Origin of the sequence: Acinetobacter sp. YH12136, assembly GCF_013418545.1 — a bacterium.
Taxonomy (GTDB): domain Bacteria; phylum Pseudomonadota; class Gammaproteobacteria; order Pseudomonadales; family Moraxellaceae; genus Acinetobacter; species Acinetobacter towneri.
Map to the genome: position 1 here is coordinate 34,611 of NZ_VPBV01000018.1, position 26,126 is coordinate 60,736.

Here is a 26,126-nt window from a genome sequence, read left to right on the forward strand (position 1 = left end):
TAGGTTGACAGCAAAAATTTTATTTGAATATTTTTTAAACAACAAAGTCAATTGGACTTAATTCTTAAATAAAGTCCTTTTAGTTCATTGATTTAATAATTTGTTACACTAAAATGATCAATGTTTCATCCATTTTTAACAAAACTGGTAACTATCATGAAAAAACTCGGTTTAGCCACTGCATTATTATTAGCCATGACCGGTGCTCAAGCGTACCAATTCGAAGTTCAAGGTCAATCTGAATACATCGACAATACAGTAAACGATAAGAATTTCACTGGTGCTGTTCAAGGTACTTACTACTTCAAAAATGTTGATGCGACTAAAGGTCCATTGGCTGAAGCTGCATTCTTAAACCAAGCGTCTAACTTCTCTTTAGCATACAACTATGGTGAATATGACGAAGATGGTTTAGATATCGTTTCTCACACATATGGCGCTAAAGCTGAAGCGTATGTACCAACTCAATTGGTTCCAGTTTATGCAAGTGCAGCATATAGCCATACAATTAATGACAGCAAAAATAACCTTGAGTTTGATGACCAAGGCGACCGTTATGCCTTAGAACTTGGTGCAGTAGTAGCGCCGAACTTCTTAGTTGCTGTAGGTTATACAAGCGTTGCAGACCAAACTTCTTATGATACTTTCAACATCCTTGCTAATGGTGTTGCTAAAGCAGCACTTGAGTCGGGCACAATCAATCAAGATCAAGATGCAATCACTGCACGTACAAAATACGTAGGCGCAATTGACGGCACCAATATGGCTGTTGGTTTTGAAGCAGGTCTTGTATATGGTGAAGATACTATGTACAACTTAAAAACAGATCTTTACTTAACACCAGCGCTTAGCGTAGGTGCTTCTTATGTAGAAACAAGTGCTGACTCTGTTGTCGATTCTGCTTGGGGCGCGAACGTAAACTACTTCATCACTCCTGCAGTTGCAGTTGGTGCTAGCTATGTAAATGCGAATGCTGTAGGCGAAGCTGTTGACACTCAAACTGTTGGTGTAAACGCTAAATTCCGTTTCTAATTTCACATTAGACACTGAAGTTAAAAAAGACGCTCATCTGAGCGTCTTTTTTATGCCTGAAATATGTCATGAAAAATTTGAACTGCTATTTCACTCAGCCGAATCATCATGGTGATGATGCGGTAAGTGGCGAATGTACTGCAATGCGATTAAACGTGACACGATCAATGCCAAATACATCACGCCACAGAACATTTGCAACATGGCAATCAACCGTGCTTCGGGACTGATCGGTATAAGATCAGATAAACCTGTCGCAGATTGCAAACTAAAACTTAAAAACAGTAAATCCAACCAGCTTTGTAAACCTGTAACATTCGGGTTCTGAAAACTATTTGGAATCAGAATCTGGCAAATGCTGTATAAAAAAGCAAAACCCCAAGCAATTAAAGTAAACACTGCGGCAGCGGCAAACAGCTCATCTTTGGTTAAATAACGGTCATGGAACATATAGCGCAATAAGCCATACGCTGCGCTAAAATAGGCTGCAGCTTCACAAGCATGACTCATCACCAAAATAAGAGGATGCCGCACACCTAGTAAAATAAAGAATGAAAAGAACAAAGCCGCATAAACAAAACTGAGCCCCAAAACACTCAACATTGGCGTTTGTCGAATCACTTTAGCAATGAGCAGCAACACCAATACCCCCACCATCCAAGTGATGACTTTGTAGGGCATGTTGTGATGTGAAAAGAGTGAAAGTAGCAAAATCACAAACTGCAAAAACAACAGCCATGCCGAAGGCAAGACCTGAAACCTTTTCCAGACATTGTCTAATATGTACATATATCTGCTACCTATTCTTTTTATATTGCATCCAACATAGCAGCTTATTTAGTCATGTAATGCAATCACTCTGTATCAAAATTGCATATCTCAATAACCGTATCCATAAATGCTCAAGATATTAATCGGTATGCTTACCCAAGCCAACAGGCAGACATAAAAAAAGTCCCATGACTGGGACTTTTTTTCAGGGGTTTCAGACCTTAGTGGTCAGATGCACCTGAGATACCAATACCAGTTTGTGAGCGTACGAACTGTGCATCAAATGCTTTACGTTCAGCTTGTGCTTGCGCAGAGTTGTCAGTGATAGAGAACAACCAGCAGCAGAAGAATGAAAGTGGCATTGCAAAGATCGCAGGACCGTTAAATGGGTTGATTGGTGTGTCAGAAATTTGAAGCGTATCTACCCAAACTGCTTTAGACAATATAATTAAGGTTACTGCTGAAGCTAAGCCTGCTACACCACCAATCACTGCACCGCGAGTCGTTAAGCCTCTCCAGAACATAGACAATACAAGTACTGGGAAGTTTGCACATGCTGCTACAGAGAATGCTAAACCTACCATGAACGCAACGTTTTGTTTCTCGAAAAGAATACCCAAGATCATTGCGAAGATTGCTAAGCCTAAAGTTGCAATTTTAGACATGCGAAGTTCAGATTCAGGAGTCGTTTGACCTTTCTTGAATACGTTAGCGTATAAGTCGTGAGAGATTGCTGAAGCACCAGACAATGTCAAACCAGCTACAACCGCAAGAATTGTTGCGAATGCTACCGCTGAAATGAAGCCCATGAACAAGTCACCGCCAACTGCGTCAGACAAGTGCACCGCAGCCATGTTGTTACCACCAACAAGTTCTAACTTGCCAGTCACTGCCATTTTCGCAACATCAAGGAATTGTGGGTTGTTTGATACATAAAGGATCGCACCAAAACCAATGATGAACGTTAATAGGTAGAAGTAACCAATGAAACCTGTAGCAACTACAACTGATTTACGCGCTTCTTTTGCATCTTTTACAGTAAAGAAACGCATCAAGATGTGTGGTAAACCTGCAGTACCGAACATTAATGCAAGACCAAGTGAGATTGCATCAATTGGGTTAGAAGCTAGCTTACCAGGACCCATAATGTTTGCAGCATCTGCCAAGCTCAAGTCATGTACTTTAGAGAATACTTGGATTGATTGCTCGAACATGTTCGTGAAGCTGAAGCCCACACCTTTCATTACCATGAAGGCCATGAAAGTTGCACCTGAAAGTAACATCACCGCTTTGATGATCTGTACCCAAGTTGTTGCCAACATACCACCGAACATTACGTAAGCCATCATGAGTAGACCCACGATTACTACAGCAAGGTTGTAGTTTAAACCAAAGAGTAGTTTGATTAACTGACCCGCACCTACCATCTGTGCAATCAGATAGAACGCAACTACAACAAGTGAACTGAATGCTGCAAGAGTACGTACCGGCTTTTCAGCTAGACGGAACGAGACCACGTCAGAAAGGTTATATTTACCTAAGTTACGTAAACGCTCAGCAATCAAGAACAATACAATTGGCCAGCCCACCATGAAGCCCAGTGAATATAGCAAGCCATCAAAGCCTGACATAAACACCATTGCGGAAATACCGAGGAACGATGCTGCTGACATATAGTCACCTGCAATCGCTAGACCATTTTGGAAACCAGAAATACCACCGCCTGCGGTATAGAAGTCCTTAGTACTCGTGGTTTGCTTCGCTGCCCATTTAGTAATGAACAAAGTTGCGCCCACGAAAATCAAGAACATAATAATTGCTGGCCAGTTGGTTGGCTGCTGTTCTGCTGCACCTAAATCTGGTCCTGCAAATGCCATACCTGACATTAATACAGTAGACGCAGCCAGTGCTTTCAATGAATTCCATTTCATCTTAGTGCGGTCCTTTCTCATGTGTAATTGCTTCAACTTCACGCATCGCTTCTTCATTCAACTGGTCAAGTTTGCCATTCGCAATTGATGAGTAAACTGCACATAAAATGAAAGATAAAACGATAATGCCCAGACCTAATGGAATACCCCAAGTCGTCACACCGCCAGAAATTGAACTCAATAAGAATTCTTTGTTATAGCCCACTAAAAGCATGAAACCTACGTACACAAACAACATGATTGCTGTTAATGTCCAACTTAGGTTACTTTTTCTGCGAACCATTTCTTTGAATTTTGGGTTTTGTAGAATGCGTTCTACTTGTACCTCATCCATAACCTGCTCCTTCAAGCGCCCTGCCTTAGGCGCAAATTTTTAATTCGAATTATTTCGAACTTAAAATTAACAATGTTGGAGCCGATTTGCAATTTAGACTTTGGTCGCTAAAAAAATGATCAACCTCAGCGCAAAGGCAATGGAATAGGCTATCATAGCCCTATTGTCGATACTTTTAAGGCATCATGAACAGCTGGCTCATTATGGGGGTTTTAGCCCTCTATATCGCATTACTTTTTATCTGTGCTTTCTATGGGGAAAAACACGCCAGTCGTTTAAGCACGCGTGGGCGCATGCTCATGTTCAGCTTAACTTTAGGGGTGTACTGTTCATCATGGACTTTTTATGGTGCAACGGGCGCAGCCGTTCGTGAAGGGATCATTTTTTTACCCATTTATTTAGGGCCATTGCTGTTTGTCGCTGTTGGTTATGATATTTGGCGACGTTTAGGTCGAGTGCGACAACACCACGCCATTTCATCGATTGCTGACTTTGTTGCTGCACGTTACGGTAAAAGCGGGCCATTGGCATCACTGGTCACAATTTTGGCGGTGATTGCAATTATCCCGTATTTGGCTTTGCAATTACGCGCAATTGCGCTGAGTGCCGCAGTGGTTTTAGATCAAAGCACCAATGTTGAAAGTACCACCAATGCAGTGTTATTCCTGACAGGTTTATTGGCTATTTTGGCGATGCTGTTTGGTACTCGACAAATTGCCAATACCGAGCAACACGGCGGCTTAATGCTCGCGGTTGCCTTTGAGTCCTTTGTCAAACTATTTGCCTTGCTGGCGGTGGCTTTCTTCTTTGTATTTGAAGCACCTGACAATATTCATCAAATTGCCAATGATGTTTCAATTACCTTCCATGAAGTACAACTGTTTGGTGTGCCTGAAACTTTTTGGGTGCAAACTTTATTGGCGGCCTTAGCAATTATTTGTTTGCCACGTCAGTTCCACGTTGCTGTGGTCGAACTGCGCGATGAAAAGCATATTCGTGGTGCGCGCCGCTGGTTTGCCGTTTATCTGATTTTAACCACCATCGCGATTGTTCCAATTGCCAGTTGGGCCTTGCACGCAGCTCCGCAATATTTAGCCATCCCAGATGTAGCAGTTTTGTCTTTACCACTCAGTTATAACCAAGACTGGCTAACGCTGTTGGCATTCTTGGGAGGATTCTCCGCCTCGACAGGAATGTTATTGGTATCTTCAGTAGCACTGTCGATCATGCTGAGTAATGACCTGATCATGCCTGCCTTGTGGCGTATGGGCATTTTCTCACGCCATGACAAGCGCTTACCTTTGGTACTGAAATTCACCCGACGCATTTGTATTTTAGCGGTGATGCTGCTTGGTTTCCTGTTCTTCAACTTCTTTAACGATATTGATCAGCTTTCTGTGTTTGGCTTGTTGGCCTTTAGTGCAGTGGCACAGTTCTCCCCTGCCCTGATTGGTGGTTTGTATTGGCGCGGTGGCAGTAAACAGGGCGTTTATGCAGGTTTAATTGTTGGTTTTGCGATGTGGGCCTATACCCTGCTGCTTCCGACTATTTTACGCAGCCTGCCAAGTCAGTTCAGCGAGTTTACCCGTGAATTTTTATTGCTGGGACCTTTAGGCATCAACTGGTTACGCCCTGAAGCCTTGCTTGGCTTTGAATCTTTTGCCCCGCTCACACATGGGGTGGTTTGGGCGCTCGGTTTAAATATTTTGTTATATGTTTGGGTGTCACGTATTTTCCGCCCAAGTGTGGCAGAACAGATTCAGGCCGAAAGTTTCTTTTATTATGAAACCAAGCCTTTGCCAACTCAGAACATGAGCAACGAGGTCAGCTATTCACATCAGGATGTAGCGCGTTTAAAAGTAGGCGATTTAATCACACTGGCAAAACGCATTACAGGCGAATCTCCAACCCGACAAGCCTTTGAGCAGTTTAGTCAGCAAAATAATGTGGTGCTGAATGAAAATGCCAATGCCAACGGCATGTGGTGGCGTTTTACCGAACAATATTTGGCAGGCACCATTGGTGCAGCATCTGCGCGTACTTTGCTCACCACTGCCATGGTCAATAACGGACTCGCTTTAGGGCAAGTTGCGAATATTCTTGACCAAGCCTCACAATGGCAACGCTTTAACCAAAACCTAATCATGACCATGATTGACCACATGACCCAAGGCGTGAGTGTGGTAGATGAAAATATGTGTTTGGTAGCATGGAATAATCAATATCTCAAACTATTTGATTATCCTAAAGATATTGTCTATGTCGGGTGCCCAATTGCCGATTTGATTCGCTATAACGCAGAACGTGGTGAATGTGGTCCGGGCTCAATTGAAGAACACGTGCGTAAACGTATTCACTGGATGAAAATGGGCAGTGCACACGAGTTTGAACGCATCCGTAAAGATGGTCGTGTAATTCAAATGCGTGGTAATCCAATTGAAGGCGGTGGTTTCGTGACCACCTTTGCCGATATTACCGCTTTCCGTGAAAACGAAGCCGTACTTGAAGCACGGGTACAAGATCGCACACAACAATTGGCCGATGCTTTGGCAGAACAGCAATTGGCACGTGAACAAGCCGACAAAGCCAATATGTCCAAAAGCCGCTTTATTGCCGCTGCCAGTCACGACTTATTGCAGCCGATGCACGCAGCACGCTTATTTAGCACGGCTTTAGAGCAAAGCATTCAGTCCGATGAAGACCGTAAAACTCTACAACAACTGGATCGTGCCCTACATGGTGCAGAAAGTATGCTCTCGGCCTTATTGGATATTGCCCGTTTGGAAGGCGGTACGATTCAGCCGAAACGTCAGGCTTATCCACTGCATGACTTACTCAGCGATTTAAGCCTGCAATTTAAATCCATTGCGGCACAACGTGGCATTGAATTCCGTGTGCATGACGTACAGTTCTGGATTGATACCGACCCACAATGGATTCGTCGTATTATTCAAAACTTTGTCAGCAATGCGCTGCGCTATACCGCCAAAGGGCGTGTGGTCGTGGGCGTGTTACGTTCTGCAGAACATCCACAACATATTAGAATTGGGGTGTGGGATACAGGTCCGGGTATTGCCGAAGAACAACGTATTAAACTGTTTCAGGAATTTGAGCGTTGCGGACATACGTCGCCTTGGGGTGAGCAAGGTCTAGGTCTTGGGTTAGCGATTGTGCAGCGTATGACCAGTTTGCTGAACTACCCTGTGCATGTCTATTCGGAATTGGGCAAAGGCTCGTGCTTTATGATTGAAGTGCCGATTGTCGAAGCTCCAAAAGTAGTGGCTGCACCTGTGCAAGTGGTGCCGTTGAAAACCAAAGCCTATAAAATTTTGTGTTTAGACAATGATGAAACCATTTTGGAAGGCATGGCGACCCTGCTGAGTAAATGGGGCTATCACGTATTTAAAGCCACCGAACCTGAACAAGCAATTGAGTTGATTCAACGTGAGCACATTCAAGTTTGGTTGGTCGATCAGCACTTAAATGACGATAAAATCGGTTTAGATTTTATTCTGGAACATCGTCAAGCCGATGTACCTGTGGCGTTAATTACTGCTGACTCTGATCCAGAACTACCGCAACGCTTAAAAGAACTCAACATCGTCTTGCTGAAAAAACCATTAAAACCAGCATCGCTACGTTCTTGGTTATCGGGTCTGAAAATTTCGGAGACTTGATTCACATACCTAACTTTGGCTAATTTGGGGCGCTCATCCCACAGAGATAAAGCTGAGATGAACGCACCGACCTTGTTACATTTTCTGGTTTGGTTACATTTGTTAGTCTGATGACCAAGCTTCACTTTACATAGCGAAATATGGCTACAATGAAAATCCAACACATTTGCTGTCAATATTGACAGCGATTGACCTGATGCAGCACACCAATTGACCAAACTTTTCAAAAACACTGCCTTTTGATGCGCTACAATTCACATTAAATATCATGGTCAGATTCGCTATGGCAAAGTCTGACAAGATCGTAAGCAAATACACCCAAACTTGCTTACAATTTCTTTAATTGCCGAGTTTGTAAAGGCTTTTCTGAGCACATTGCAATACATTAGACTTTAGTCTTATACATCTATTGACTATCTGCGCGCATAACTAAGTACAAGAAATGATCAGCGCATTCATCTTCAAGCCACATCCAAACAAATTTCCTGCCCTATTAAGCGTTGATCGACCTGTTTTCACGTTTTAGGAAGAATCTCATGAATACCGTGAACCATGAACAGCAGCTCGCAGAACAAACACAGCAGCTACAGCGTCAATATGGCGTAAATGCGCTCTTACCCGAAATTCAATGGAATCAACTGTTCCCCAATAGCAAACTCAGTTCCACTCATCTTCAAGCTTTGGAAACCATTTACCAAAGTGCTGTGCCCTTAGCCTTGCAGGTTTTTGAAGAGTTAAACTTTGATGTATTTAGTCCTGCAGCGTATAAACCTCAAGGTTTAGGTCTGTTCGAGAAACTTGCAGATCAGGAACAACAATTACTCAGCCTTTTGGAGCAAAAAGCTCAAGGCCTAGATGAACCTACCCGCCAACATATTTGGAGTATGTTATTACGTGGTGGTGCGGTACTGGTCTTTAAAGCATGGTTAGGCAAAGTCAAAACAGATGAGGCACAACTCGATACAGCTCAATTTGATGAATTGTCCGATTTGCTGTTCATTAAAACCTCACCTTTTGAGCTGGCAGAACGCTTAAAAGTCGATGCGCATGCACCCACTGAACATATTTTTCTACTGTATGGCAATGACGTGTATTTAGACCGTTTTAACAGTCTTGAAACGGCAGCCTTATTTGTCGATTTAGGCGTGTACGATGCTGCGTTTATAAGCCTGAGAGATGACCACGTTGCAAAATACCTGATTGGACAAGGCTATGTCAGTGAGCAGCAAATTGATGAATTGCAATGTGCCTTAAATCCTTTGAATTGTGCCGATTTAAATCCAAAACAGAACTATATTGCTTAGTGTGAGTTGAAGACTTAAATTCCAAGTAATCACATCGCAAACCCCATCCTATTCCAAATAAAAACAAGGCGTGCAATAACACGCCTTGTGGCTTATTTCATTAACAATACACGAATGAATTTTGCTTAAAACGTCACACGTTTATAATCACGATATTCAGGCTTCCAGAAATTAGCCTCAATTGCCTCTCGTAATGCCTCATCACTCATGACAGCTGCAACGCCTGCATCCATTGCTGCTTTTGCGACTCTAAATGCAATAAATTTAGACACCTGCTGAATTTCATTTAAATCAGGCAATAAATCTGCATTTGGATCCTGCAACAATGGTGAGCAGTCCGCCAGCGCATTACTGGATGCAATTAACATACTGTCTGTCACACGTGTTGCCCCTGCAGCGATTACCCCTAAGCCAATACCTGGGAAAATATACGAGTTATTGCATTGGGAAATATTATAAAGTTTGCCCTGATAGTTCACTGGCTCAAATGGGCTACCTGTTGCAATTAAGGCCTTGCCTTCAGTCCACTCCAAAATATCGGCAGGAAATGCTTCAACTTGTGAGGTTGGGTTTGACAATGGCAACACAATTGGACGCTCGCAATTGGCAGCCAAGGTTTTAATCACCTCTTCAGTAAATAAACCCGGTTGCCCCGAAACCCCAATCAATACCGTTGGCTTGGCGTTTTGAATGACGTCCAACAGAGAAATCACACCTTCAGGATTGCCCCAATGTGCAACACGGTCAGGACTTTGTGCCAATTTACGTTGGAAATCGAGCAAGTTTGGCTGATTGCTGGTGAATAAGCCAAAACGATCCACCATATACACACGAGCACGTGCTTCAGCATCGCTTAAGCCTTCCACCACCATTTGCGCCACAATTTGCTCGGCAATACCACATCCTGCAGAACCCGCGCCCAAAAAGGCAATGGTTTGATCTTTCAGCTGCTTGCCTGCCGCACGTGATGCAGCAATTAAACTGCCCACAGATACAGCAGCAGTGCCCTGAATATCATCATTAAAACAGCAAATCTGATCACGATATTTATTCAGCAAGGGCATGGCATTTTTCTGAGCAAAATCTTCAAACTGAATCAATGCCTTTGGCCAACGGCGTTTCACCGCATCAATCACCTGATCGACAAATTGATAGTATTCCTCACCACTAATACGTGGCTGATTCCAGCCCATATAGATCGGATCATTCAGTAATTGTGGGTTATTGGTGCCTACATCTAAGGTAATGGGTAAGGTATAGGCAGGACTAATACCGCCACATGCTGTATATAAAGACAGTTTTCCAATTGGAATACCCATGCCGCCAATGCCCTGATCACCCAAGCCTAAAATACGCTCACCATCGGTAATCACAATCACTTTGACATTCTTTTTATTGATGTTTTGTACAATATCATCAATATGGGCACGGTCTGGATAGGAAATAAAAATACCCCGATGACGGCGGTAAATATCGGAAAAACGCTGACATGCCTCGCCTACAGTTGGGGTGTAAATAATAGGCATCATTTCACTCAAATGCTGTTCAATCAGGTGATAAAACAGGGTTTCATTGGTGTCCTGAATGTTGCGCAAATAAATATGCTTGTTGATGGCATCGCTAAAAGCAGAATATTGCTGATACGAACGCTGGCTTTGTTCTTCAATATTTTCAATTGCATGTGGAATTAAGCCATGCAAGTTAAAACGGGTGCGTTCTTCTTCTGAAAATGCAGAACCTTTATTTAATAAAGGCAATTCTAAAAGGCCGTTGCCCGCATAGGGAATATATAAAGGACGTTTCTGCTGCAAATTTGCGGTTGTCATTGTTCATCTCATTCTAATCGGTTGCTGATGGCGCATGGATTGAGATGCACCATCTGACATCTGACTAGCTTAGCCCCTTTTGCAGCAAAGGGGGCATTTAGAAGTTTGATAACCAAATCTGAATGATTTTTATTTCTGATAGCCCATGTTATATAGGCATCGAACCTAATTTATTTGGGTGGTTGCAGTGGCGTCATATCTACAATTAAGCCAGTGAACTTACGCACCAAAGGCAGCACACATAATACGACTGGAAAAGCAAACGCCCAAGAAATCATCCAGTTATGCAACCACAGGGTAAAAAATCCCTCAATCCAGCCCAAATTTCGGATCATATTAATCAACGAAATGATGCCACTCATCAAACATGATAAAAAGAAAGGCATTACCACCGTGGCCCATTTCATGGGTAATTTGGGTACATTGCCAAAAATCATTGCACGTTGTTTCATGCTCTAGCCTTTTCGCCTCACTGAATGCCGCATACTATGCCATGAATTGCTTGCTTAAAGGATGATTTTTCAGGCAATTTGTTCATGCTTAGCTACAATCTCTGAAATTCGATAAAGCATACAATTGCACTCCCCTAAAGCCCCTGAAATTTGCTATATTTAGCGTTTTTCTGCACATCTATTTTTCGACTAAATATGAATACGGCAATACAAGCAGCGCTCGATCATGCAGTGCAATCCCTTCAAGCTGAAGGTGTACTCCCATCTGACTGGAACAATACGAGTAATTTAACCCGTACCAAAGACCGCAGCCACGGTGATTTCGCATCAAATATTGCCATGATTGCCTCTAAAGCCGCAGGCATGAAGCCACGCGATTTAGCCGAAAAAATTCTTGCTGCTCTGCCTGAAGTTGCAGACATCAGCAAAGCAGAGATTGCAGGCCCTGGTTTTATTAACTTCTTTTTAAATGCCGACCAGCGTTTTAGTGTTTTAGATCAAATTCAAGCACAAAAACAACAATTTGGACGCAGCCAAATCAATGCAGAAAAACGCATTCAGGTCGAGTTCGTTTCTGCTAACCCAACCTCAAGCCTACACGTGGGTCATGGTCGTGGTGCTGCTTATGGTATGACAGTTGCCAATTTACTTGAAGCCACAGGTGCTAAAGTTGACCGTGAATACTATGTCAATGATGCTGGCCGTCAAATGGATATTTTGGCGACTTCAACTTACTTGCGTTATTTGGAACTGGCAGGTCAAACGCTGGTGTTCCCCAAAAATGCGTATCAGGGTGACTACGTTAAAGACATCGCACAAAGCATTTTAAAACAGGATGGTGAACGCCATGTACGCCCTGTTGCAGATGTATATAACAATGTGCCTGAAGATGTGCAATATGCGGCAGAACTCGATGCCGATGGCAACAAAGTGGTCTTGTCGGGCGACAAAGAAAAACACATTGATGGTTTGATTTTCAATTCACAAACGCTCTTGGGTGATGATTATCGCGTGTTCCATCAGGCTGCGCTGAATGCTATTTTGGCCGACATTAAAGATGACTTGGGCGAGTTTGGTGTCACCTTTAACCAATGGTTTAGCGAAGCGTCATTGACTGAAAAAATTGATGAAGCTCTGCAAACACTAGATCAACGTGGTTATCTATACGAACAAGACGGCAATATCTGGTTTAAATCGACCGCATTTGGCGATGAAAAAGACCGTGTGGTGAAACGCCGCAATGGTCAAACCACTTACTTTGCTTCAGACATTGCTTATCACCTGAATAAATTACAACGTGGCTACACAGACCTAATTGATATTTGGGGTTCAGATCACCACGGTTATATTTCACGTGTGAAAGCGGCCATTGATGCACTAGGCTACGACTCGAAAAAATTAACGGTACTGTTAGTGCAGTTCGTGAGCTTATGGCGTGGTGGTGAAATGGTACAAATGTCATCCCGTTCAGGTCAGTACGTGACCTTGCGTGATTTGCGTAAAGAAGTCGGCAACGATGCTGCACGTTTCTATTACGTCATGCGCAAATCTGAACAGCACATTGACTTTGACCTAGATTTGGCCGTTTCACAAAGTAAAGACAATGCGGTCTACTATATTCAATATGCTCATGCACGTATTTGTCGTATGCTCGAAAAAGCTGCTGCTACGCAATTGAATTTTAATGCGACAACTGCACGTCAGTTTGCCGCTAAACTTGAGCTAGATGCTGAAACTGAAATTTTAGCCAAACTGGCTGCGTATCCTGAAATTTTAGTACGTGCTGCCAACAGCCACGAACCGCATCAGGTAGGTAACTATTTGAAAGAATTAGCAGCATTGTTCCACGGTTGGTACAATGAGCATAAAGTTCTGAATGATGATGCAGCCTTGACTCAAGCACGCTTATTGCTTTCAGTAAACGTACAACAAGTCTTGCGTAATGGTTTAGAATTATTAGGTGTCTCTGCACCAGAAACAATGTAAAAGCCAAATAAAAGCATAACAAGAGGAAGTCCACGTGTTTGGAAAAACGCAACGCGGTGTATCTGAACGACCGAATAAGCCCAAAAAACCACTAATTCCAACGTGGTTAGGCACACTCGTGGTGATTTTAATCGTGTTGTGTTTTGCTGTAGCCTTAATGCTATGGAAACCGTGGGCACCTGTACAGCCTAAAGGGCAAATCAATTCTGAGCATTATCAGGAAGATACCAACAAAGACTATCGTTTTTATGATTTGCTGCCACAGCAACAGGTTACCCCAATTCCTGAGCAAGCGGTGCCTGAAACACAGCAACAGAATACCGTAGTCATTGTTGAAGCGCCTGCTGCTGTAGAGGCGCCAGCGGCCAGCGAAGCCAATGTTGGTCTGACAGAAATGCCTGCCCCTGTGGTACAAGCCAGCTATATTCTACAAGTGCGTAGCTATACCGACCCAGATGCTGCAGATGCACGTCGTGCCGAAATTATTTTGAATGGTTTATCGGCAGATGTAGTGAAAAGTGTAGAAGGTGGTGAAACTTGGTATCGGGTGATTTCAGGCCCTTATGATTCAGCCGATGCTGCAGTGATTGCTCAGCAAACTTTGCAGCATAGTGGAATTGATTCAATTGTCGTGAAACGCTAAGCCTCATTGTTATCAATCGACCAAAATCAATTAAAAAAAGATGCCTCGGCATCTTTTTTTAGGTCTATAGAACGATGTACTCACAAAAATCATCGCTAGATTTGCATTAACTGCTGCTCACGTTCGCGTGCACGCTGAAATGCAGGACGCTGTTCCACGCGTGCCAAATAAGCCGCAATCTGTGGATAATGATGCCCGGTACGGCTTTGCAATGCTTGGAGCGGGAAACCCATTTGAATATCGGCAAAAGAAAAATCCCCTGCAAAATAATCATGTTTGCCCAAATAATCTTCTAAATAAGCAATATGATCTTTTAAACGAGGCTGAATAAACCCTGCTTTAACACCTGCAGTAATTTTTTGCGCCATTGGTCGAACTAACCATGGCACATGCTGCGGCACATTGGTTATCACCAATTGTATCACTAACAATGGCATTAGCGAGCCTTCGGCATAATGCATCCAGTATTGATATGCTTGCTGTGCTGAAGCCTGCTGCGGTTTAAACTGCCTTTGAGTATCATAATGCTGCTGCAAGTACTCCAAAATGACTGCAGATTCTGCAATGGTCTGCTCTGCATCCGTCAAAATTGGTGCTTTACCCAATGGGTGAATCAGCTTCAATTCATTGGGCGCACTTAAATTGGGCTGACGGTGGTAAAACTTGATTTCATAGTCCAAACCCAGCTCTTCGAGCGCCCACAAAATGCGGAAAGAGCGGGATTGATCAAGGTGGTGTAAAGTAATCATAAACGTCCTATTTTGTTTTTATTACATCTGTTTTAAGTGATTGTTATATCTTCTGTTTCACGCAACATTATAAAAAGGCATGTCCTGCATGCCTTTTTATAAGAGACGGATTCAACTCTAGGTTTAACCCAATTCAGTACGAATTTCCACACTGCGTAACAAGGTTTTCGTCACAGGTGTTTTTTGACAGATATTCAGTACTTTTTGCTGTAATTCTGCATCTAACGCTGCTTCAGTTTGCACACGGCGTTCAATCCACTCCTGCCCTTCCTGATTGGTAAAGAAGTCCGCCTCGACCTGAATTTTGCCAAAATCCAAACCCTTATGCTGTGCATACATACGCAAGGTAATCATGGTGCAAGCGACCAAACTGCTACATAACAGATCATAAGGTGCAGGACCTGCATCTTGACCACCTAACTTTTCAGGCTCATCTACCTTCCATTGGTGCTGACCACTTTGGATCTGACCTTGCCATGCCGTGTCTAAACTGCGTACCTGTGCTGTGCCAATCTTGGCCATAAGATGCTCCCTATAGATTGATATTCCATCATTTATTTTGATGCACGCATTTTTGCGGGGAAAGTCGGCGCTTCTAAACGTGGTCCATCGTAGTCTGGTATTGTGCCAAAACGAGGATCATGATTGACCCATTGCTCACGTGCAATGCTGAGTTCCTCTTGGGTACGACCGACGAGATTCCACCACAACAAAATTGGCGACTCAAAAGGTAAACCGCCCAATAGCAACAGACGCGCACCCGCATGTAAATCTAGCTGAATTTCGGTTAAGCCCGGTTCAAGCACCAGCATATTTTCATCGTTTAATTCATGCCCATGCACAGTGGCTGTGCCTTCCAGCATCATCAAACCATATTCAAATTTAGGATTCAGCGGCAAACGGGTTGTCGTGCTGGTTTCACTATAAATATCTACCCCTAGCAACTCACTATGTACTAATACTGGTGAAGTGGTATTTAAAAATTCACCAACTAAGATGGTAAATTCCACTCCATCTAGCAAAACCACAGGCAAGTCAGGGTAATGATCAAAACGTGGCGCCATATTGCGCTGATCATCAGGTAAAGCAATCCACAGTTGCGCTGTATGCATGTGTGTTTCGGTGTCGGGAGCAACTTCGGTATGTGAAATACCATAACCCGCGGTCATTAAATTAACCTGTTTGGGACGAATCAATTGCTTAGTACCCAAACTGTCGGTATGCATAATGCTGCCTTCAATCATCCAGGTGAATGTTTGCAAACCAATATGTGGATGCGGCCCGACATCTAAGCCTTCACCTTGTGGAAAATTAACAGGACCTGCGTGATCTAGAAAACACCATGCCCCAATCATGCGTTTATGCCGACTCGGTAAAGCACGTTTAATTAAAGTTCCCTGCCCAATTTCAGCACTACGCAGTGGAAATTCCTGTATAAATTGCTTGACGTACTTATCACAATCGTCTGAATTGGAAAGCTCGGTATAATTGCTGTTGCTCATCCTATACCTCTTATATTTCTGTAAATTCCTTGACTATTAAATATAGTAAATCACTAACGAAGAGCAAGATGAAATTTGTTGTTCTGATTTTTATGGTTCAAACTTGAACTACACCTTAAAATATATGGCATAATTTTGACCAAAATTTAAAAAAAATAGAGAAAATACCCAAATTTAGGGAGGTTATTTTTTCTGCATTTTGCGCATAATCCTCACTATAAGTTGTCAATTTGAGTAAATATCGCTATGTCTGTAAAAGCTCGAATGGGGGAACAGACCCGTTCGAAGATTTTAAGCAATCAGGAAGCCTCAGAAAAACTTTTAAAAACAACTGAGTGTGATCTTGAAAACCGACAAGCAATTGAAAAAGCATTGCAGCACCCTGCTGCGCAACTCCCGCCGCAATTTGAAACACATTTTTATCAACACCAGAATTTACATCAGCGTCGTTATTTACGCCAAGTCAATTACATTGGGCAAATGACGTTCCTGCTGTATTTCTTTATCGATTATTTCATCATTCCAGATGTCACTACACTCTCGGCCACACTCCGTCTCAGTGCTGTTGTATTGGCGCTGATTGGCAATTATTTCTGCTTTAAATTGATCAAAGATATTCGCCTGCTAGATTTAATTTTACCGGTCAGCGCCACACTGTGCTGCGGTATTTGGTTCTATATCCTGTCGCAATCACAAAGCCCTTGGATTTCCACTTATGTGTATGCCTCGGTCATTTTTGTGCTCATGGCGAACCTATGTATTCAAGTGCGTTTCCGCCCTGCGGTCTACAATTCATTGGTCATGAGCGTACTCATGTTTTTGGGGGTGATTTCCCTCACCAATTTGCAGGATGCCTTAGTTTTTATGGTGGTGTATATCCCTGTATGTTTGTTGAGTTTGTATATCAGTTGGATCAACACCCTAAATGCCCGCCATCACTTTTTACGCAGTTTGCTGGATGACTGGAATTTTCATACCTTGCAAGCCTTGGCACACACCGATGAACTGACCCAACTCAATAACCGACGTCAGTTTGTACACATGGCAGAACACAAAATTCATGCATGGCCTAAATCTGAATCGGTCTGCTTACTAATGTTTGATGTCGACTTTTTTAAACAAATTAACGATACCTATGGGCACGATATTGGAGATCGGGTCTTACAAAATATTGCAGACATTGCTCGTAAAGAAATGCGCCGCAAGGATATTTTGGCACGCTTTGGCGGTGAAGAGTTTATCGCTCTGCTTAGTGAAACCAGCTTAGATGAAGCACTGATGATTTCAGAACGCTTAAGACAAAAAATTGCTCAGCATGAAATGTGCATTGATAAAAAATGTTTTAATTTCACTGTCTCCATTGGAGTATCCAGTTTAAAACCACAACAAACCGACTTACAGACCCTAATTAAAGAAGCCGATTTGGCCTTATACCAAGCCAAACAACGTGGACGAAATTGTGTCATCAGTTTTGATGTGGGGATGCCTGAGCCCCCTAAATCTACGGTAAAAAAAGAAATTAAATCTTGGATTGTTTAGCAGGCATAAAAAAGAGCACATGGAGTGCTCTTTTTTTATGTGCAAGAGGAAAGCTAGCTGCCGCAAGCATCTTGCACCCATTTTAAAAGCCGTGCTTTAAAATGGGCTCATGTCGTAAAACTGGCAAGCAGCAGTGCTGCTTGAAACCCCGACTGCCGCGCACATAGCGCTTGGCGTAATTCAGGCACGAAGCAGTGCTTCGCGAAATCCCTGAATTACTCCCATTCAATGGTTGCAGGTGGTTTAGATGATACGTCATAAACCACACGTGAAACCTCTGCAATTTCATTCATGATGCGCGTTGAAATACGGTCAACCAAATCATACGGCAAGTGTGCGAAACGTGCAGTCATAAAGTCCACTGTTTCTACGGCACGTAGTGCGATTACCCATGCATAACGACGGCCATCACCTACGACACCAACTGATTTTACAGGTTGGAATACTGCAAATGCTTGAGCTGTTTTGTCATACCAGCCACTTGCACGTAATTCCTGCATGAAAATATCATCAGCTAGACGTAAAATGTCTGCATATTCTTTTTTCACTTCACCCAAAATACGCACGCCCAAACCTGGACCTGGGAATGGATGGCGGTAAATCATGCTGTGTGGCAAGCCTAAAGTGGTGCCAAGTTTACGAACTTCATCTTTAAACAAGTCACGTAATGGTTCAACCAATTCAAAAGCTAAATCTTCTGGTAAACCACCCACGTTGTGGTGTGATTTAATCACATGCGCTTTGCCTTGTTTGCTGGCTGCAGATTCAATCACGTCTGGGTAAATCGTACCTTGTGCCAAGAATTTCACGCCATCCAGCTTACGTGCTTCTTCGGCAAAAACTTCAATAAATTCACGACCAATGATTTTACGTTTTTTCTCTGGATCAACTTCGCCAGCCAATGCACCCAAGAAACGCTGTTCAGCGTCGGCACGAATCACGCGAATCCCCATGTTTTCTGCAAACATTTGCATCACTTGATCGCCTTCGTTCAAGCGCAACAAACCATTGTCTACAAATACACACGTTAATTGATCGCCAATGGCTTTATGCAACAATGCCGCAACCACAGAAGAATCCACACCGCCCGACAAACCAAGCAATACTTTTTCATCGCCAATTTGCTGACGTAATTGCTCTACACGCAAGTCGATAATGTGTTCTGGTGTCCACAAACCACGACATCCACAAATTTGATGTACGAAGTTAGACAGTAATTCTGCACCTTTAGCCGTGTGCGTTACTTCTGGGTGGAATTGAATCCCATAGAAACGGCGTGTTTCATCAGAAATCATCGCCACAGGGCAGCTTGGTGTGCTAGCCGTAATTTGGAAGCCTTCTGGAATGCGTGCCACTTTATCGCCATGGCTCATCCAAACGTGCAATTGGTTTTCACGGTCTTGCAAGTTACCAATCAGTTTGTCACGTACCAAAATATCGACTTCGGCATAACCGAATTCATGTACTGAACCCGCTTCAACTTTACCGCCCAGTTGTTCTGACATGGTTTGTAAACCATAGCAGATACCCAGTACAGGTACGCCTAAGTTAAATACAATTTCAGGTGCGCGTGGACTACCCGCTTGGTGAACACTTTCAGGTCCACCCGATAAGATAATACCGTTTGGATTAAATGCACGAATGTCTTCTTCCGACATATCGTAGGCATACATTTCAGAATATACGCCCGCTTCACGAACACGACGTGCGATCAGCTGGCTATATTGCGAACCGAAATCCAGAATCAGGATACGATCTTCAGTAATTTGAGTATTGGTAGTCATGACAAACAACTATAGAAAGGCAAACGAATTAAGCGCGCTATTCTAGCATTTTTCCACGCCTTGCGCACACTATTCAGACAATCCTAAAAATGGCTATTTTTCTTCGTGATATTGCAGTGACCACATACTCTAAGTTTTAAAAGACTATGCATTTTCTATGGCATAAAAAAAGCAACCTTCTTGAAGATTGCTTAAATTGTTGAGCTGATGTGGAAATCAATGACTTACTTTTTTGCTTCCAAAAGATGGTCTAGACTTATTTTGCCTGCACCGTAAAGCATGATGTAGAAGAAACCGCCAGCCAAACCAATATTTTTCATAAAATTCAGCGCATCTTCTGGTGCAGCATGGAATAAAAATGCAGTTAAAAGACTAAAAACACCTAAACCCAAACCCACGACACGTGCTTGTAAACCGAATAGAATTGCCAAACCACCACCAAGTTCTAGCAAAATCACCAAAGGTAGCAATGAACCTGAAACACCCATAGCTTGCATATAGCCCACTGTTGCATCATAGCCTGCAATTTTTCCCCAACCAGATACAATAAATAAATACGCTAAAAAAGCACGTGCAAATAAACTTACAATGGCTTGCACACTTGCTTTTTCGACCACACTTTTTAACACAACATTTGGATTAAACATCAGATCACCTATATTTTTGATTCATTCTTGAAGACAAATACATCTTAGTTTTTTCAAAATTCAGGATAAATACGCATTTAAAAGACATGTTGTTGCATCTATGCAACGAAAAAGAACCGATGTGGCTGGTCTAGCATCCCTAAAATCACTGTGAAAATTATTTACCTTTTCATACTGACTTTCCGCCTGTGGACTGCTAGGATTTGGGCACACTTTCGCTTGTTTTTTCCCCATGGAACTGATTGATTTTATCTTACACGTCGATGAACATTTGCTCGAATTCATCACCCAATATGGGGTATGGATTTACGCTATTTTATTCCTGATTATTTTTGTAGAAACAGGCTTGGTGGTCATGCCGTTTTTACCTGGCGATAGTTTGCTGTTCGCAGCAGGCGCACTGGCTGCATCGACAGGAGTGATGGATCCGTGGATTTTGGGTATTTTATTGTTTACTGCTGCGGTACTCGGTGACACCTTGAATTACCACATTGGTAAATATATTGGTCCACGGGTTTTTGAGCTGGAATCACGTTTTATCAATAAAAAACATTTGATCGAAACCCAGAAGTTTTTTGAGCGACACGGCGGAAAAACCATTATTTTTGCGCGTTTTGTGCCTTTTGCGCGTACCTTTGCGCCCTTTGTGGCGGGTGCAGGCAGCATGAATTATAAATACTTCCTAACCTATAACGTAATTGGCGCTTTTTGCTGGATCGCGTCGTTTATTACACTCGGTTATTTGTTTGGCAATATGCCAATTGTGAAAGACAATTTCACCCATTTAATTTTCGGCATTATTATTTTAAGTGTCTTGCCTGGGGTGATTGGTTTTATTCGCCAAAAACTCAAGAAAAAAACTGCTTAAGTTGTGAAATTCTTTGGGCATGCCTGTTGAACAGTGCTGCCCTTATCCATTCAAAATAGGTGAGATGAGTGCTCAACTCACCAAAAATCTCTAAATCTTTAGAAAAAACGTGCTACCACTGGCAGCATACACACCACCAACAGCAAAGCCGAGCCTTTATATAACAAATCTGCCGTCACTTTATTGGTTTCTCGCGCCAAAACTGCTCGCCCAAAAGACATCCAAAATAACGCTGTTGGCAATAAAATCAGACCAAATAAGACATAGACCATGGCAAAGTTGGTCGGGTTATCCCATGTTTCTGTAGGCAAAATACCTGCCGCAAATAACAAGGCTTTCGGGTTTTTAAAAGTCGAAAAAAATAATTGTGCAGGGCGAATGGCAGAGTGTTTTTGACAATGTTGCTCTAAATGTGACTGCTTCCATAAATGAAAAGCCATCCAAAACACATAGCCTGCGCTTAAAACATGCAGTATATCAATTAAATAAGGCCAAATTGGCGCACTCAAATGAATGAATAACGCCCACAGACTAATGGCATACATATAACCAAAAAACTCTGCGGGAATCAGCAGACTGGTTTTGGCAATGCCTTGTTGGTGGGCTGAGCTTGCCAATAGCGCATTGGTCGGGCCAGGAATCATCAAGACCGCAATCATTGCTAGGACAAAGAGCCAACTTTCAATCATAAACACCAGAGCATGCAAATCAAAAATAGGAGCACACCTTATATGAAAGCCATTGAAAATGACAAGTTTTTCTATCTGGCAGGACTGACCCAAGGGTATAAATAGAACAGAAAATAAAATTAAGTTTTTGTTTTTAAAATATTAGATTGAGATCAACCTTGAATTATCTTGCTACATTTTTTAAGCAATGGTGCTGCACAAATGGCAGCACCACGGACGAAATATTCGCAAATCCTAAAATTTAAGATGTTACAGGTTTGGGCTTAACAATAATCGGGCAAGCTTTAAATTTTGCTGCTTGTACAATGGCTTCTTGTTCACCTAAAAGACGTGCCAGTTCTGTTCTTTTAGTATTGGATGACTGTCCCATATTGACTGAAACACTCGGTGCAACGCCCCAACCGCCACGGCTTCCCCAACCACCGCCTAAACCGATACCTACACCAACACCTGTACGTTTCGGCGCTTCGACACCGCTTTCAATATATTGCTGAATACGGTTATATTCGCTTTGTAATTGTTGGCAATTCAAAGCCTGATAATGTGTAGGCGACACATAGCTAGGTTTCACTGTGGTCGCACAAGCCCCCAGCAATAAACTACTTGCCGCGACAAGACCAATTGCAAATGTTTTCATGTCTACCTCTGTATCACGCTTGCTCAATTTCATTGAACAACGATTGATAGGCCTGCGTCAATTTATGATCTGTTGCCAAATGAATTAATGGCAAATTTTTATGATGTGATTCTTTCATCAACACCGAAGGCGGCAACATGCTATTCAAAACAGGTAAACCTTCATCTTTAAGTTGCTGCACCACTTCACGCGGTAACTTGGCCTGTGCTTGATATTGATTCACCACAATGCCTTCAATTTGCAAGTTTGCATTGTGGTCATCCTGAGTTTCCAAAACATTTTCAATCAAGCTTTGTAAGGCACGTTTAGAAAAGACATCACAGTCAAAAGGAATGAGCACCCGATCTGCCGCAATTAAGGCAGAGAGCGTAAAAAAGTTAAATGCAGGTGGGGTATCAATAAATACACGGTCATATTGATCGGACAATTGTTGCAAGGCATCGCGCAGTTTGTAAATTTTATGTTTCGATTCAAGTGCGTGTGCCAAACCGCCCAATTGCGGACTCGCAGGGATTACATCCAAATTTTTAAATGGCGATTGATGCACATAGGCTTCTAAACCTTTGCTGCGGTTTTTTAAAATTGAGCCTAAAGCATTGCCTAATAAGCCTTTGGATTGATTTGCACCCAACACTTCTTCAAAGTAATTTTCGATGTTGGGTTCAAGCGCAGGCTTGTCGGCAGAATAAGTGGCATCATCACCCAATAAATATTGGCTGGAGTTGGCTTGCGGGTCGAGGTCAATCACCAATGTTTTTAAACCCTGATGCGCACTGATTGCAGCCAAATTGACGGTAATACTGGATTTTCCAACACCACCTTTCTGATTAAACACCACACGTGTGCGCATTGTCGCCCCTCGTTGAATGACTTCAGTTCTTGTTATATGTTCAGTTTAACCGACCCGCTATGATTGTTGGCGCATAGTGTCTAACAATCCTTAAACTTGCCCTAGCCAAAACTTGGTTTAAGCATAACCAAACCTAAAATGGCAATGAAAGCAATCAGGGCCAGTCCCCAGCCAACACGGCGCTGCACCAGCAAAATACGCTCATCTTTTTTATACGCTTTAATCAAAGAAGAAAGCATCACAAAAAATAAAATAATTTTGGCATAAAACCAAGCTTCGACCTGAAAATCCTTCAGAAATAAGGCAATGACTCCTGTCACCACAATCAGCGTGAGTGCCGAATGCTGCAAAGCTACAAAGACTTTCCATGCTTTAGGGTTTGGAGAGTGGTTCAATGTACCTTTAAATAAAGTCATGGCACGCACCACAATCACCAACAGCAACAAAGCCACTGCAGCAACGTGAATATTGTTCAGCATTGATAAATTTTCCATCTATAGCCTTCCCTTACGCATCTTTTGGTGCATGTGCACATTCAGGGCTTGACGTATCTTGGCCTTGCCACTCAGAGGCAACAAAGGCATGAATCGCAAGCGCATGAATTTTATTTGGCGCGAGTAGATCACCCACAGCGGCATAAATTTTTTGATGACGTTGTACCGAACGTAAGCCCTGAAAAACATCACTGACCATCACCACTTTAAAATGGGATTCTTTTCCTGGGAAATAACCGCCATGCCCTGCAGATTCATTCACAACTTCTAAATGACTTGGATTTAAAGCAGCTAAGCGTTGCAACAATTGTTGTTCTAAACTCATGATTGTATTTCCCAAAATGGTTTAAAGGCTGCCTAGCAGTATAACTGCGTTCTATACAATTCTCAGCACTTTGGCAGAATCATTCGTGCTTGGTGCTGTTACAGCGTGTTTTTCTACTTAAATTTGGCGATCTCATCGCCAGTTGTTCTAAAAAATGTCGTTTATTTATGCAATTAAGCTAATTTTTTGCATAAATGGATTGACCCTATTTTTGCATCATGTATTATACACCGCATGCGGGAATAGCTCAGTTGGTAGAGCACAACCTTGCCAAGGTTGGGGTCGCGAGTTCGAGTCTCGTTTCCCGCTCCAGATTCTAAAAGCCTCAGTTGAATGACTGGGGCTTTTTTATTGTTGTTTTATTCAATATTTTACTTCATAAGAAATTTTTATACTTAAAAAAGTAAGTTTACAAAAGTGCTCTTTCAAAACTGTGAACAAAAAACCGTGTAGATGATGCTCCAAAGTATCAATCATACAAGATAAAAAAAACTCCAAAACAAAAGATAGTATTAGCTACTACTAAGTGGCTTATGTTAAACAAGATCAGCTTGCCTAGATCCTAAATATTGATGCCGCGGAGCCTGTTAATAATTTCTGTCATTGCTTCTTAATAAAAAAGCAACTAATATGCTTCTTATACCACCAAAAAGCAATAAATATGTCTACACTAAATAAGTCTTTACTACAGCAAGTCAAAAAAAGACGAACCCTATTGGGTTTAAAGCAAGTTGATATGCAATCACGTACAGGCATTTCAAGACAGCAGTACCAAAAACTGGAAAGTCAAGGCAATCCTCGATTAGATACCTTAGAAATTATTGCGGCAGGACTAAATGCTCAACTGATGCTCATCCCAGATGATAAGGTTCATTTGATTAGACAATTATTGAATGATGAAATTAAAGTCACTATTGAAGATCAAGATGACTTAATGTCTAACCCATGGAAAGGTCTTCTCGGAGGAGAGTAATTAACTATAACTAAAAATATAGACAAATATTTGCATAAGTGCTCATTTTGTCTATGTCGATTCAGTAGTGGCAAGGTGGGTATTTATTAGAGATTTAAATGATTATCTTTTGTATTTTAGGTGAGTGTCTTGGTATATTAGCATCCATATCTATTGATTATCCAATCCCTTAACCTAGGCATGACTTTGTGAAATTAACACGCATTCATCACTGTAAAAATTTGAATGTGCAAAAGTACAAACAGCTTGAGAAACAAGCTGTTTTACTTGGTCGTATTCGTAGCGAGGTGTGGGCTAAATATGGTGCTATTTCAGGTTTGAATATCAGTGACAGAGCTATTCGTGATGCGTGGATGAAAGAAAGTCGTGACTTTGGTGTTTCTGCAAATGCGTGGAAAGAAACGCTACGTGATTGCATAGGTGATATTAAAGCCTATCGAGAAGCATCAAAAGACAAAGTAAAGCAGGCGATCCGAAAACGCACCTCCTGTAATAATGAACAAAAAAGACTATACACCTTGCTTAAAAAAGATGAATGGATGACTGATAATTTCCTCCATCGTCAAATGCGTAATCACTTTAAGCATGGTGTTAATCACACACATAATCAAATTATTGTTCGTGCGGATATGTGTAAAACTTTTGAGTTAAATGGTCAATGTTGGCTTAAAGTGCCGAGTCTAGTCCCTCGACAAACCATTAAAATTCCACTAAACACCACTGTTGATTTTGCGCCACAAGGCACACTTAGAATCATTCTAAAAAACGGTAATGTTGAAGTTCACTCAACTTATGATGCAGTTGAAACACAGGATTGTGGTCAGGAAACCGTAGGTGTTGATAAAGGTTATTCAGAAGCCTTTGTGGATTCTGATGGTGAAGTATATGGCAATGGTTTAGGTAAATTGATCTCAAGTGAATCAGACTACCTAAATCAAAAGTACAAACGTAGAAATAAGCTCAGAGCGATTGCTAAAGCCAAACCGCACAAGAAACAGAAAATTGAGTTAAATAATCTAGGTCGAAAAAAACTAGATAAGCGACAAGATACTCAAAAAGCAAAGCTCAAAACATTAATATTTACAGCAACTCACAAGTTGGTTGATAAAGCCA

At 42.1% G+C, this 26,126-nt stretch carries 24 protein-coding genes and 1 tRNA gene; 10 read left to right on the plus strand and 15 right to left on the minus strand.

The window, feature by feature from the left end; genetic code table 11:
* The first annotated feature begins 120 nt into the window (after positions 1–120).
* The gene (omp33-36, locus tag FTU71_RS09465) at positions 121–1,032 is read left to right on the plus strand and encodes a porin Omp33-36 (RefSeq protein WP_257218283.1); all 912 of its coding nucleotides are present in this window, start codon (positions 121–123) and stop codon (positions 1,030–1,032) included.
* Between the two features lie 90 nt (positions 1,033–1,122).
* On the opposite strand, the gene FTU71_RS09470 is transcribed toward omp33-36, so the two are convergent.
* The 3 genes from FTU71_RS09470 to FTU71_RS09480 all read right to left on the minus strand — a co-directional run bounded on the left by FTU71_RS09470 (position 1,123) and on the right by FTU71_RS09480 (position 4,068).
* On the minus strand, positions 1,123–1,821 hold the full coding sequence (locus FTU71_RS09470; protein ID WP_154321178.1) for an ion channel: 699 nt from the start codon (positions 1,819–1,821) through the stop codon (positions 1,123–1,125).
* A 203-nt stretch (positions 1,822–2,024) separates the two neighbouring features.
* Entirely contained in the window at positions 2,025–3,734 is a 1,710-nt protein-coding gene (locus tag FTU71_RS09475) for a cation acetate symporter (RefSeq protein ID WP_179994354.1), read from the minus strand.
* A gap of 1 nt (position 3,735) precedes the next feature.
* Positions 3,736–4,068 carry a DUF485 domain-containing protein gene (locus FTU71_RS09480; protein WP_179994355.1) on the minus strand — a complete coding sequence of 111 codons (333 nt, stop codon included), beginning with the start codon at positions 4,066–4,068 and terminating at the stop codon, positions 3,736–3,738.
* A 185-nt stretch (positions 4,069–4,253) separates the two neighbouring features.
* On the opposite strand from FTU71_RS09480, the gene FTU71_RS09485 reads away from it, so the two are divergent.
* Positions 4,254–7,745, plus strand: a complete 3,492-nt coding sequence (locus FTU71_RS09485) for a PAS domain-containing hybrid sensor histidine kinase/response regulator (protein WP_179994356.1) — start codon at positions 4,254–4,256, stop codon at positions 7,743–7,745.
* Positions 7,746–8,281: 536 nt separating this feature from the next.
* Positions 8,282–9,049 (plus strand): hypothetical protein, encoded by a 768-nt coding sequence (locus tag FTU71_RS09490; protein WP_179994357.1) that lies wholly within the window; start codon positions 8,282–8,284, stop codon positions 9,047–9,049.
* Between the two features lie 125 nt (positions 9,050–9,174).
* Here FTU71_RS09490 and FTU71_RS09495 read toward each other — a convergent pair whose 3' ends face one another.
* Positions 9,175–10,875, minus strand: coding sequence for an NAD-dependent malic enzyme (locus tag FTU71_RS09495; RefSeq protein ID WP_004970216.1), 1,701 nt, complete (start codon positions 10,873–10,875; stop codon positions 9,175–9,177).
* 170 nt (positions 10,876–11,045) lie between these two features.
* Positions 11,046–11,327 (minus strand): DUF2798 domain-containing protein, encoded by a 282-nt coding sequence (locus tag FTU71_RS09500; RefSeq protein WP_004970219.1) that lies wholly within the window; start codon positions 11,325–11,327, stop codon positions 11,046–11,048.
* Positions 11,328–11,522: 195 nt separating this feature from the next.
* Between FTU71_RS09500 and argS the strand changes: the two genes are divergently transcribed.
* Both argS and FTU71_RS09510 read left to right on the plus strand, forming a co-directional pair.
* Entirely contained in the window at positions 11,523–13,313 is a 1,791-nt protein-coding gene (gene argS, locus FTU71_RS09505) for an arginine--tRNA ligase (RefSeq protein WP_104852866.1), read from the plus strand.
* A gap of 34 nt (positions 13,314–13,347) precedes the next feature.
* Positions 13,348–13,956 (plus strand): SPOR domain-containing protein, encoded by a 609-nt coding sequence (locus tag FTU71_RS09510; RefSeq protein WP_004970222.1) that lies wholly within the window; start codon positions 13,348–13,350, stop codon positions 13,954–13,956.
* A 95-nt stretch (positions 13,957–14,051) separates the two neighbouring features.
* Here the strand turns inward: FTU71_RS09510 and FTU71_RS09515 are convergent, their stop codons facing one another.
* The 3 genes from FTU71_RS09515 to FTU71_RS09525 form a co-directional block, all read right to left on the minus strand.
* A complete protein-coding gene (locus tag FTU71_RS09515; protein WP_180005908.1) occupies positions 14,052–14,705 on the minus strand; it encodes a glutathione S-transferase family protein in 654 nt (217 codons plus the stop codon).
* 123 nt (positions 14,706–14,828) lie between these two features.
* Positions 14,829–15,227 carry an OsmC family protein gene (locus FTU71_RS09520; protein ID WP_004970227.1) on the minus strand — a complete coding sequence of 133 codons (399 nt, stop codon included), beginning with the start codon at positions 15,225–15,227 and terminating at the stop codon, positions 14,829–14,831.
* Between the two features lie 32 nt (positions 15,228–15,259).
* Positions 15,260–16,207 (minus strand): pirin family protein, encoded by a 948-nt coding sequence (locus FTU71_RS09525; protein WP_004970229.1) that lies wholly within the window; start codon positions 16,205–16,207, stop codon positions 15,260–15,262.
* Positions 16,208–16,453: 246 nt separating this feature from the next.
* Here FTU71_RS09525 and FTU71_RS09530 point away from each other — a divergent pair, with 246 nt between their 5' ends.
* Positions 16,454–17,746 (plus strand): GGDEF domain-containing protein, encoded by a 1,293-nt coding sequence (locus FTU71_RS09530; RefSeq protein WP_004970230.1) that lies wholly within the window; start codon positions 16,454–16,456, stop codon positions 17,744–17,746.
* A gap of 215 nt (positions 17,747–17,961) precedes the next feature.
* Here the strand turns inward: FTU71_RS09530 and guaA are convergent, their stop codons facing one another.
* Complete coding sequence (gene guaA, locus FTU71_RS09535) at positions 17,962–19,530, minus strand: glutamine-hydrolyzing GMP synthase (RefSeq protein WP_096902212.1); 1,569 nt, start codon at positions 19,528–19,530, stop codon at positions 17,962–17,964.
* 224 nt (positions 19,531–19,754) lie between these two features.
* A complete protein-coding gene (locus FTU71_RS09540; protein ID WP_004970234.1) occupies positions 19,755–20,177 on the minus strand; it encodes a DoxX family protein in 423 nt (140 codons plus the stop codon).
* A gap of 232 nt (positions 20,178–20,409) precedes the next feature.
* On the opposite strand from FTU71_RS09540, the gene FTU71_RS09545 reads away from it, so the two are divergent.
* Positions 20,410–21,045 (plus strand): DedA family protein, encoded by a 636-nt coding sequence (locus FTU71_RS09545; protein WP_096902210.1) that lies wholly within the window; start codon positions 20,410–20,412, stop codon positions 21,043–21,045.
* Between the two features lie 98 nt (positions 21,046–21,143).
* On the opposite strand, the gene FTU71_RS09550 is transcribed toward FTU71_RS09545, so the two are convergent.
* The 5 genes from FTU71_RS09550 to FTU71_RS09570 all read right to left on the minus strand — a co-directional run bounded on the left by FTU71_RS09550 (position 21,144) and on the right by FTU71_RS09570 (position 24,040).
* On the minus strand, positions 21,144–21,734 hold the full coding sequence (locus tag FTU71_RS09550) for a LysE family translocator (RefSeq protein WP_131261281.1): 591 nt from the start codon (positions 21,732–21,734) through the stop codon (positions 21,144–21,146).
* A gap of 241 nt (positions 21,735–21,975) precedes the next feature.
* Positions 21,976–22,371: a hypothetical protein gene (locus tag FTU71_RS09555; protein ID WP_004970241.1), complete on the minus strand. Its 396-nt coding sequence runs from the start codon at positions 22,369–22,371 to the stop codon at positions 21,976–21,978.
* Positions 22,372–22,384: 13 nt separating this feature from the next.
* Positions 22,385–23,221, minus strand: a complete 837-nt coding sequence (locus FTU71_RS09560) for a ParA family protein (RefSeq protein ID WP_070155018.1) — start codon at positions 23,219–23,221, stop codon at positions 22,385–22,387.
* Positions 23,222–23,322: 101 nt separating this feature from the next.
* Positions 23,323–23,715: a SirB2 family protein gene (locus FTU71_RS09565; RefSeq protein ID WP_104852855.1), complete on the minus strand. Its 393-nt coding sequence runs from the start codon at positions 23,713–23,715 to the stop codon at positions 23,323–23,325.
* Between the two features lie 13 nt (positions 23,716–23,728).
* Positions 23,729–24,040, minus strand: a complete 312-nt coding sequence (locus FTU71_RS09570) for a BolA family transcriptional regulator (RefSeq protein ID WP_104852854.1) — start codon at positions 24,038–24,040, stop codon at positions 23,729–23,731.
* A 236-nt stretch (positions 24,041–24,276) separates the two neighbouring features.
* Between FTU71_RS09570 and FTU71_RS09575 the strand changes: the two genes are divergently transcribed.
* The 3 genes from FTU71_RS09575 to FTU71_RS09585 form a co-directional block, all read left to right on the plus strand.
* Positions 24,277–24,352: transfer RNA gene (locus tag FTU71_RS09575), tRNA-Gly, on the plus strand.
* Positions 24,353–24,701: 349 nt separating this feature from the next.
* Positions 24,702–25,013, plus strand: a complete 312-nt coding sequence (locus FTU71_RS09580; protein WP_104852853.1) for a helix-turn-helix domain-containing protein — start codon at positions 24,702–24,704, stop codon at positions 25,011–25,013.
* Between the two features lie 188 nt (positions 25,014–25,201).
* Positions 25,202–26,126 (plus strand): transposase (locus tag FTU71_RS09585; RefSeq protein ID WP_180111913.1); only part of this gene is annotated, 925 nt, incomplete at its 3' end.

What these genes read in the sequence shown, in the direction of transcription:
- omp33-36 (WP_257218283.1), top strand. Translation starts at nt 121, where the DNA reads ATGTTTCATCCATTTTTAACAAAACTGGTAACTATCATGAAAAAACTC.
- FTU71_RS09470 (WP_154321178.1), bottom strand. Translation starts at nt 1,821, where the DNA reads ATGTACATATTAGACAATGTCTGGAAAAGGTTTCAGGTCTTGCCTTCG.
- FTU71_RS09475 (WP_179994354.1), bottom strand. Translation starts at nt 3,734, where the DNA reads ATGAAATGGAATTCATTGAAAGCACTGGCTGCGTCTACTGTATTAATG.
- FTU71_RS09480 (WP_179994355.1), bottom strand. Translation starts at nt 4,068, where the DNA reads ATGGATGAGGTACAAGTAGAACGCATTCTACAAAACCCAAAATTCAAA.
- FTU71_RS09485 (WP_179994356.1), top strand. Translation starts at nt 4,254, where the DNA reads ATGAACAGCTGGCTCATTATGGGGGTTTTAGCCCTCTATATCGCATTA.
- FTU71_RS09490 (WP_179994357.1), top strand. Translation starts at nt 8,282, where the DNA reads ATGAATACCGTGAACCATGAACAGCAGCTCGCAGAACAAACACAGCAG.
- FTU71_RS09495 (WP_004970216.1), bottom strand. Translation starts at nt 10,875, where the DNA reads ATGACAACCGCAAATTTGCAGCAGAAACGTCCTTTATATATTCCCTAT.
- FTU71_RS09500 (WP_004970219.1), bottom strand. Translation starts at nt 11,327, where the DNA reads ATGAAACAACGTGCAATGATTTTTGGCAATGTACCCAAATTACCCATG.
- argS (WP_104852866.1), top strand. Translation starts at nt 11,523, where the DNA reads ATGAATACGGCAATACAAGCAGCGCTCGATCATGCAGTGCAATCCCTT.
- FTU71_RS09515 (WP_180005908.1), bottom strand. Translation starts at nt 14,705, where the DNA reads ATGATTACTTTACACCACCTTGATCAATCCCGCTCTTTCCGCATTTTG.
- FTU71_RS09520 (WP_004970227.1), bottom strand. Translation starts at nt 15,227, where the DNA reads ATGGCCAAGATTGGCACAGCACAGGTACGCAGTTTAGACACGGCATGG.
- FTU71_RS09525 (WP_004970229.1), bottom strand. Translation starts at nt 16,207, where the DNA reads ATGAGCAACAGCAATTATACCGAGCTTTCCAATTCAGACGATTGTGAT.
- FTU71_RS09530 (WP_004970230.1), top strand. Translation starts at nt 16,454, where the DNA reads ATGTCTGTAAAAGCTCGAATGGGGGAACAGACCCGTTCGAAGATTTTA.
- guaA (WP_096902212.1), bottom strand. Translation starts at nt 19,530, where the DNA reads ATGACTACCAATACTCAAATTACTGAAGATCGTATCCTGATTCTGGAT.
- FTU71_RS09540 (WP_004970234.1), bottom strand. Translation starts at nt 20,177, where the DNA reads ATGTTTAATCCAAATGTTGTGTTAAAAAGTGTGGTCGAAAAAGCAAGT.
- FTU71_RS09545 (WP_096902210.1), top strand. Translation starts at nt 20,410, where the DNA reads ATGGAACTGATTGATTTTATCTTACACGTCGATGAACATTTGCTCGAA.
- FTU71_RS09550 (WP_131261281.1), bottom strand. Translation starts at nt 21,734, where the DNA reads ATGATTGAAAGTTGGCTCTTTGTCCTAGCAATGATTGCGGTCTTGATG.
- FTU71_RS09555 (WP_004970241.1), bottom strand. Translation starts at nt 22,371, where the DNA reads ATGAAAACATTTGCAATTGGTCTTGTCGCGGCAAGTAGTTTATTGCTG.
- FTU71_RS09560 (WP_070155018.1), bottom strand. Translation starts at nt 23,221, where the DNA reads ATGCGCACACGTGTGGTGTTTAATCAGAAAGGTGGTGTTGGAAAATCC.
- FTU71_RS09565 (WP_104852855.1), bottom strand. Translation starts at nt 23,715, where the DNA reads ATGGAAAATTTATCAATGCTGAACAATATTCACGTTGCTGCAGTGGCT.
- FTU71_RS09570 (WP_104852854.1), bottom strand. Translation starts at nt 24,040, where the DNA reads ATGAGTTTAGAACAACAATTGTTGCAACGCTTAGCTGCTTTAAATCCA.
- FTU71_RS09580 (WP_104852853.1), top strand. Translation starts at nt 24,702, where the DNA reads ATGTCTACACTAAATAAGTCTTTACTACAGCAAGTCAAAAAAAGACGA.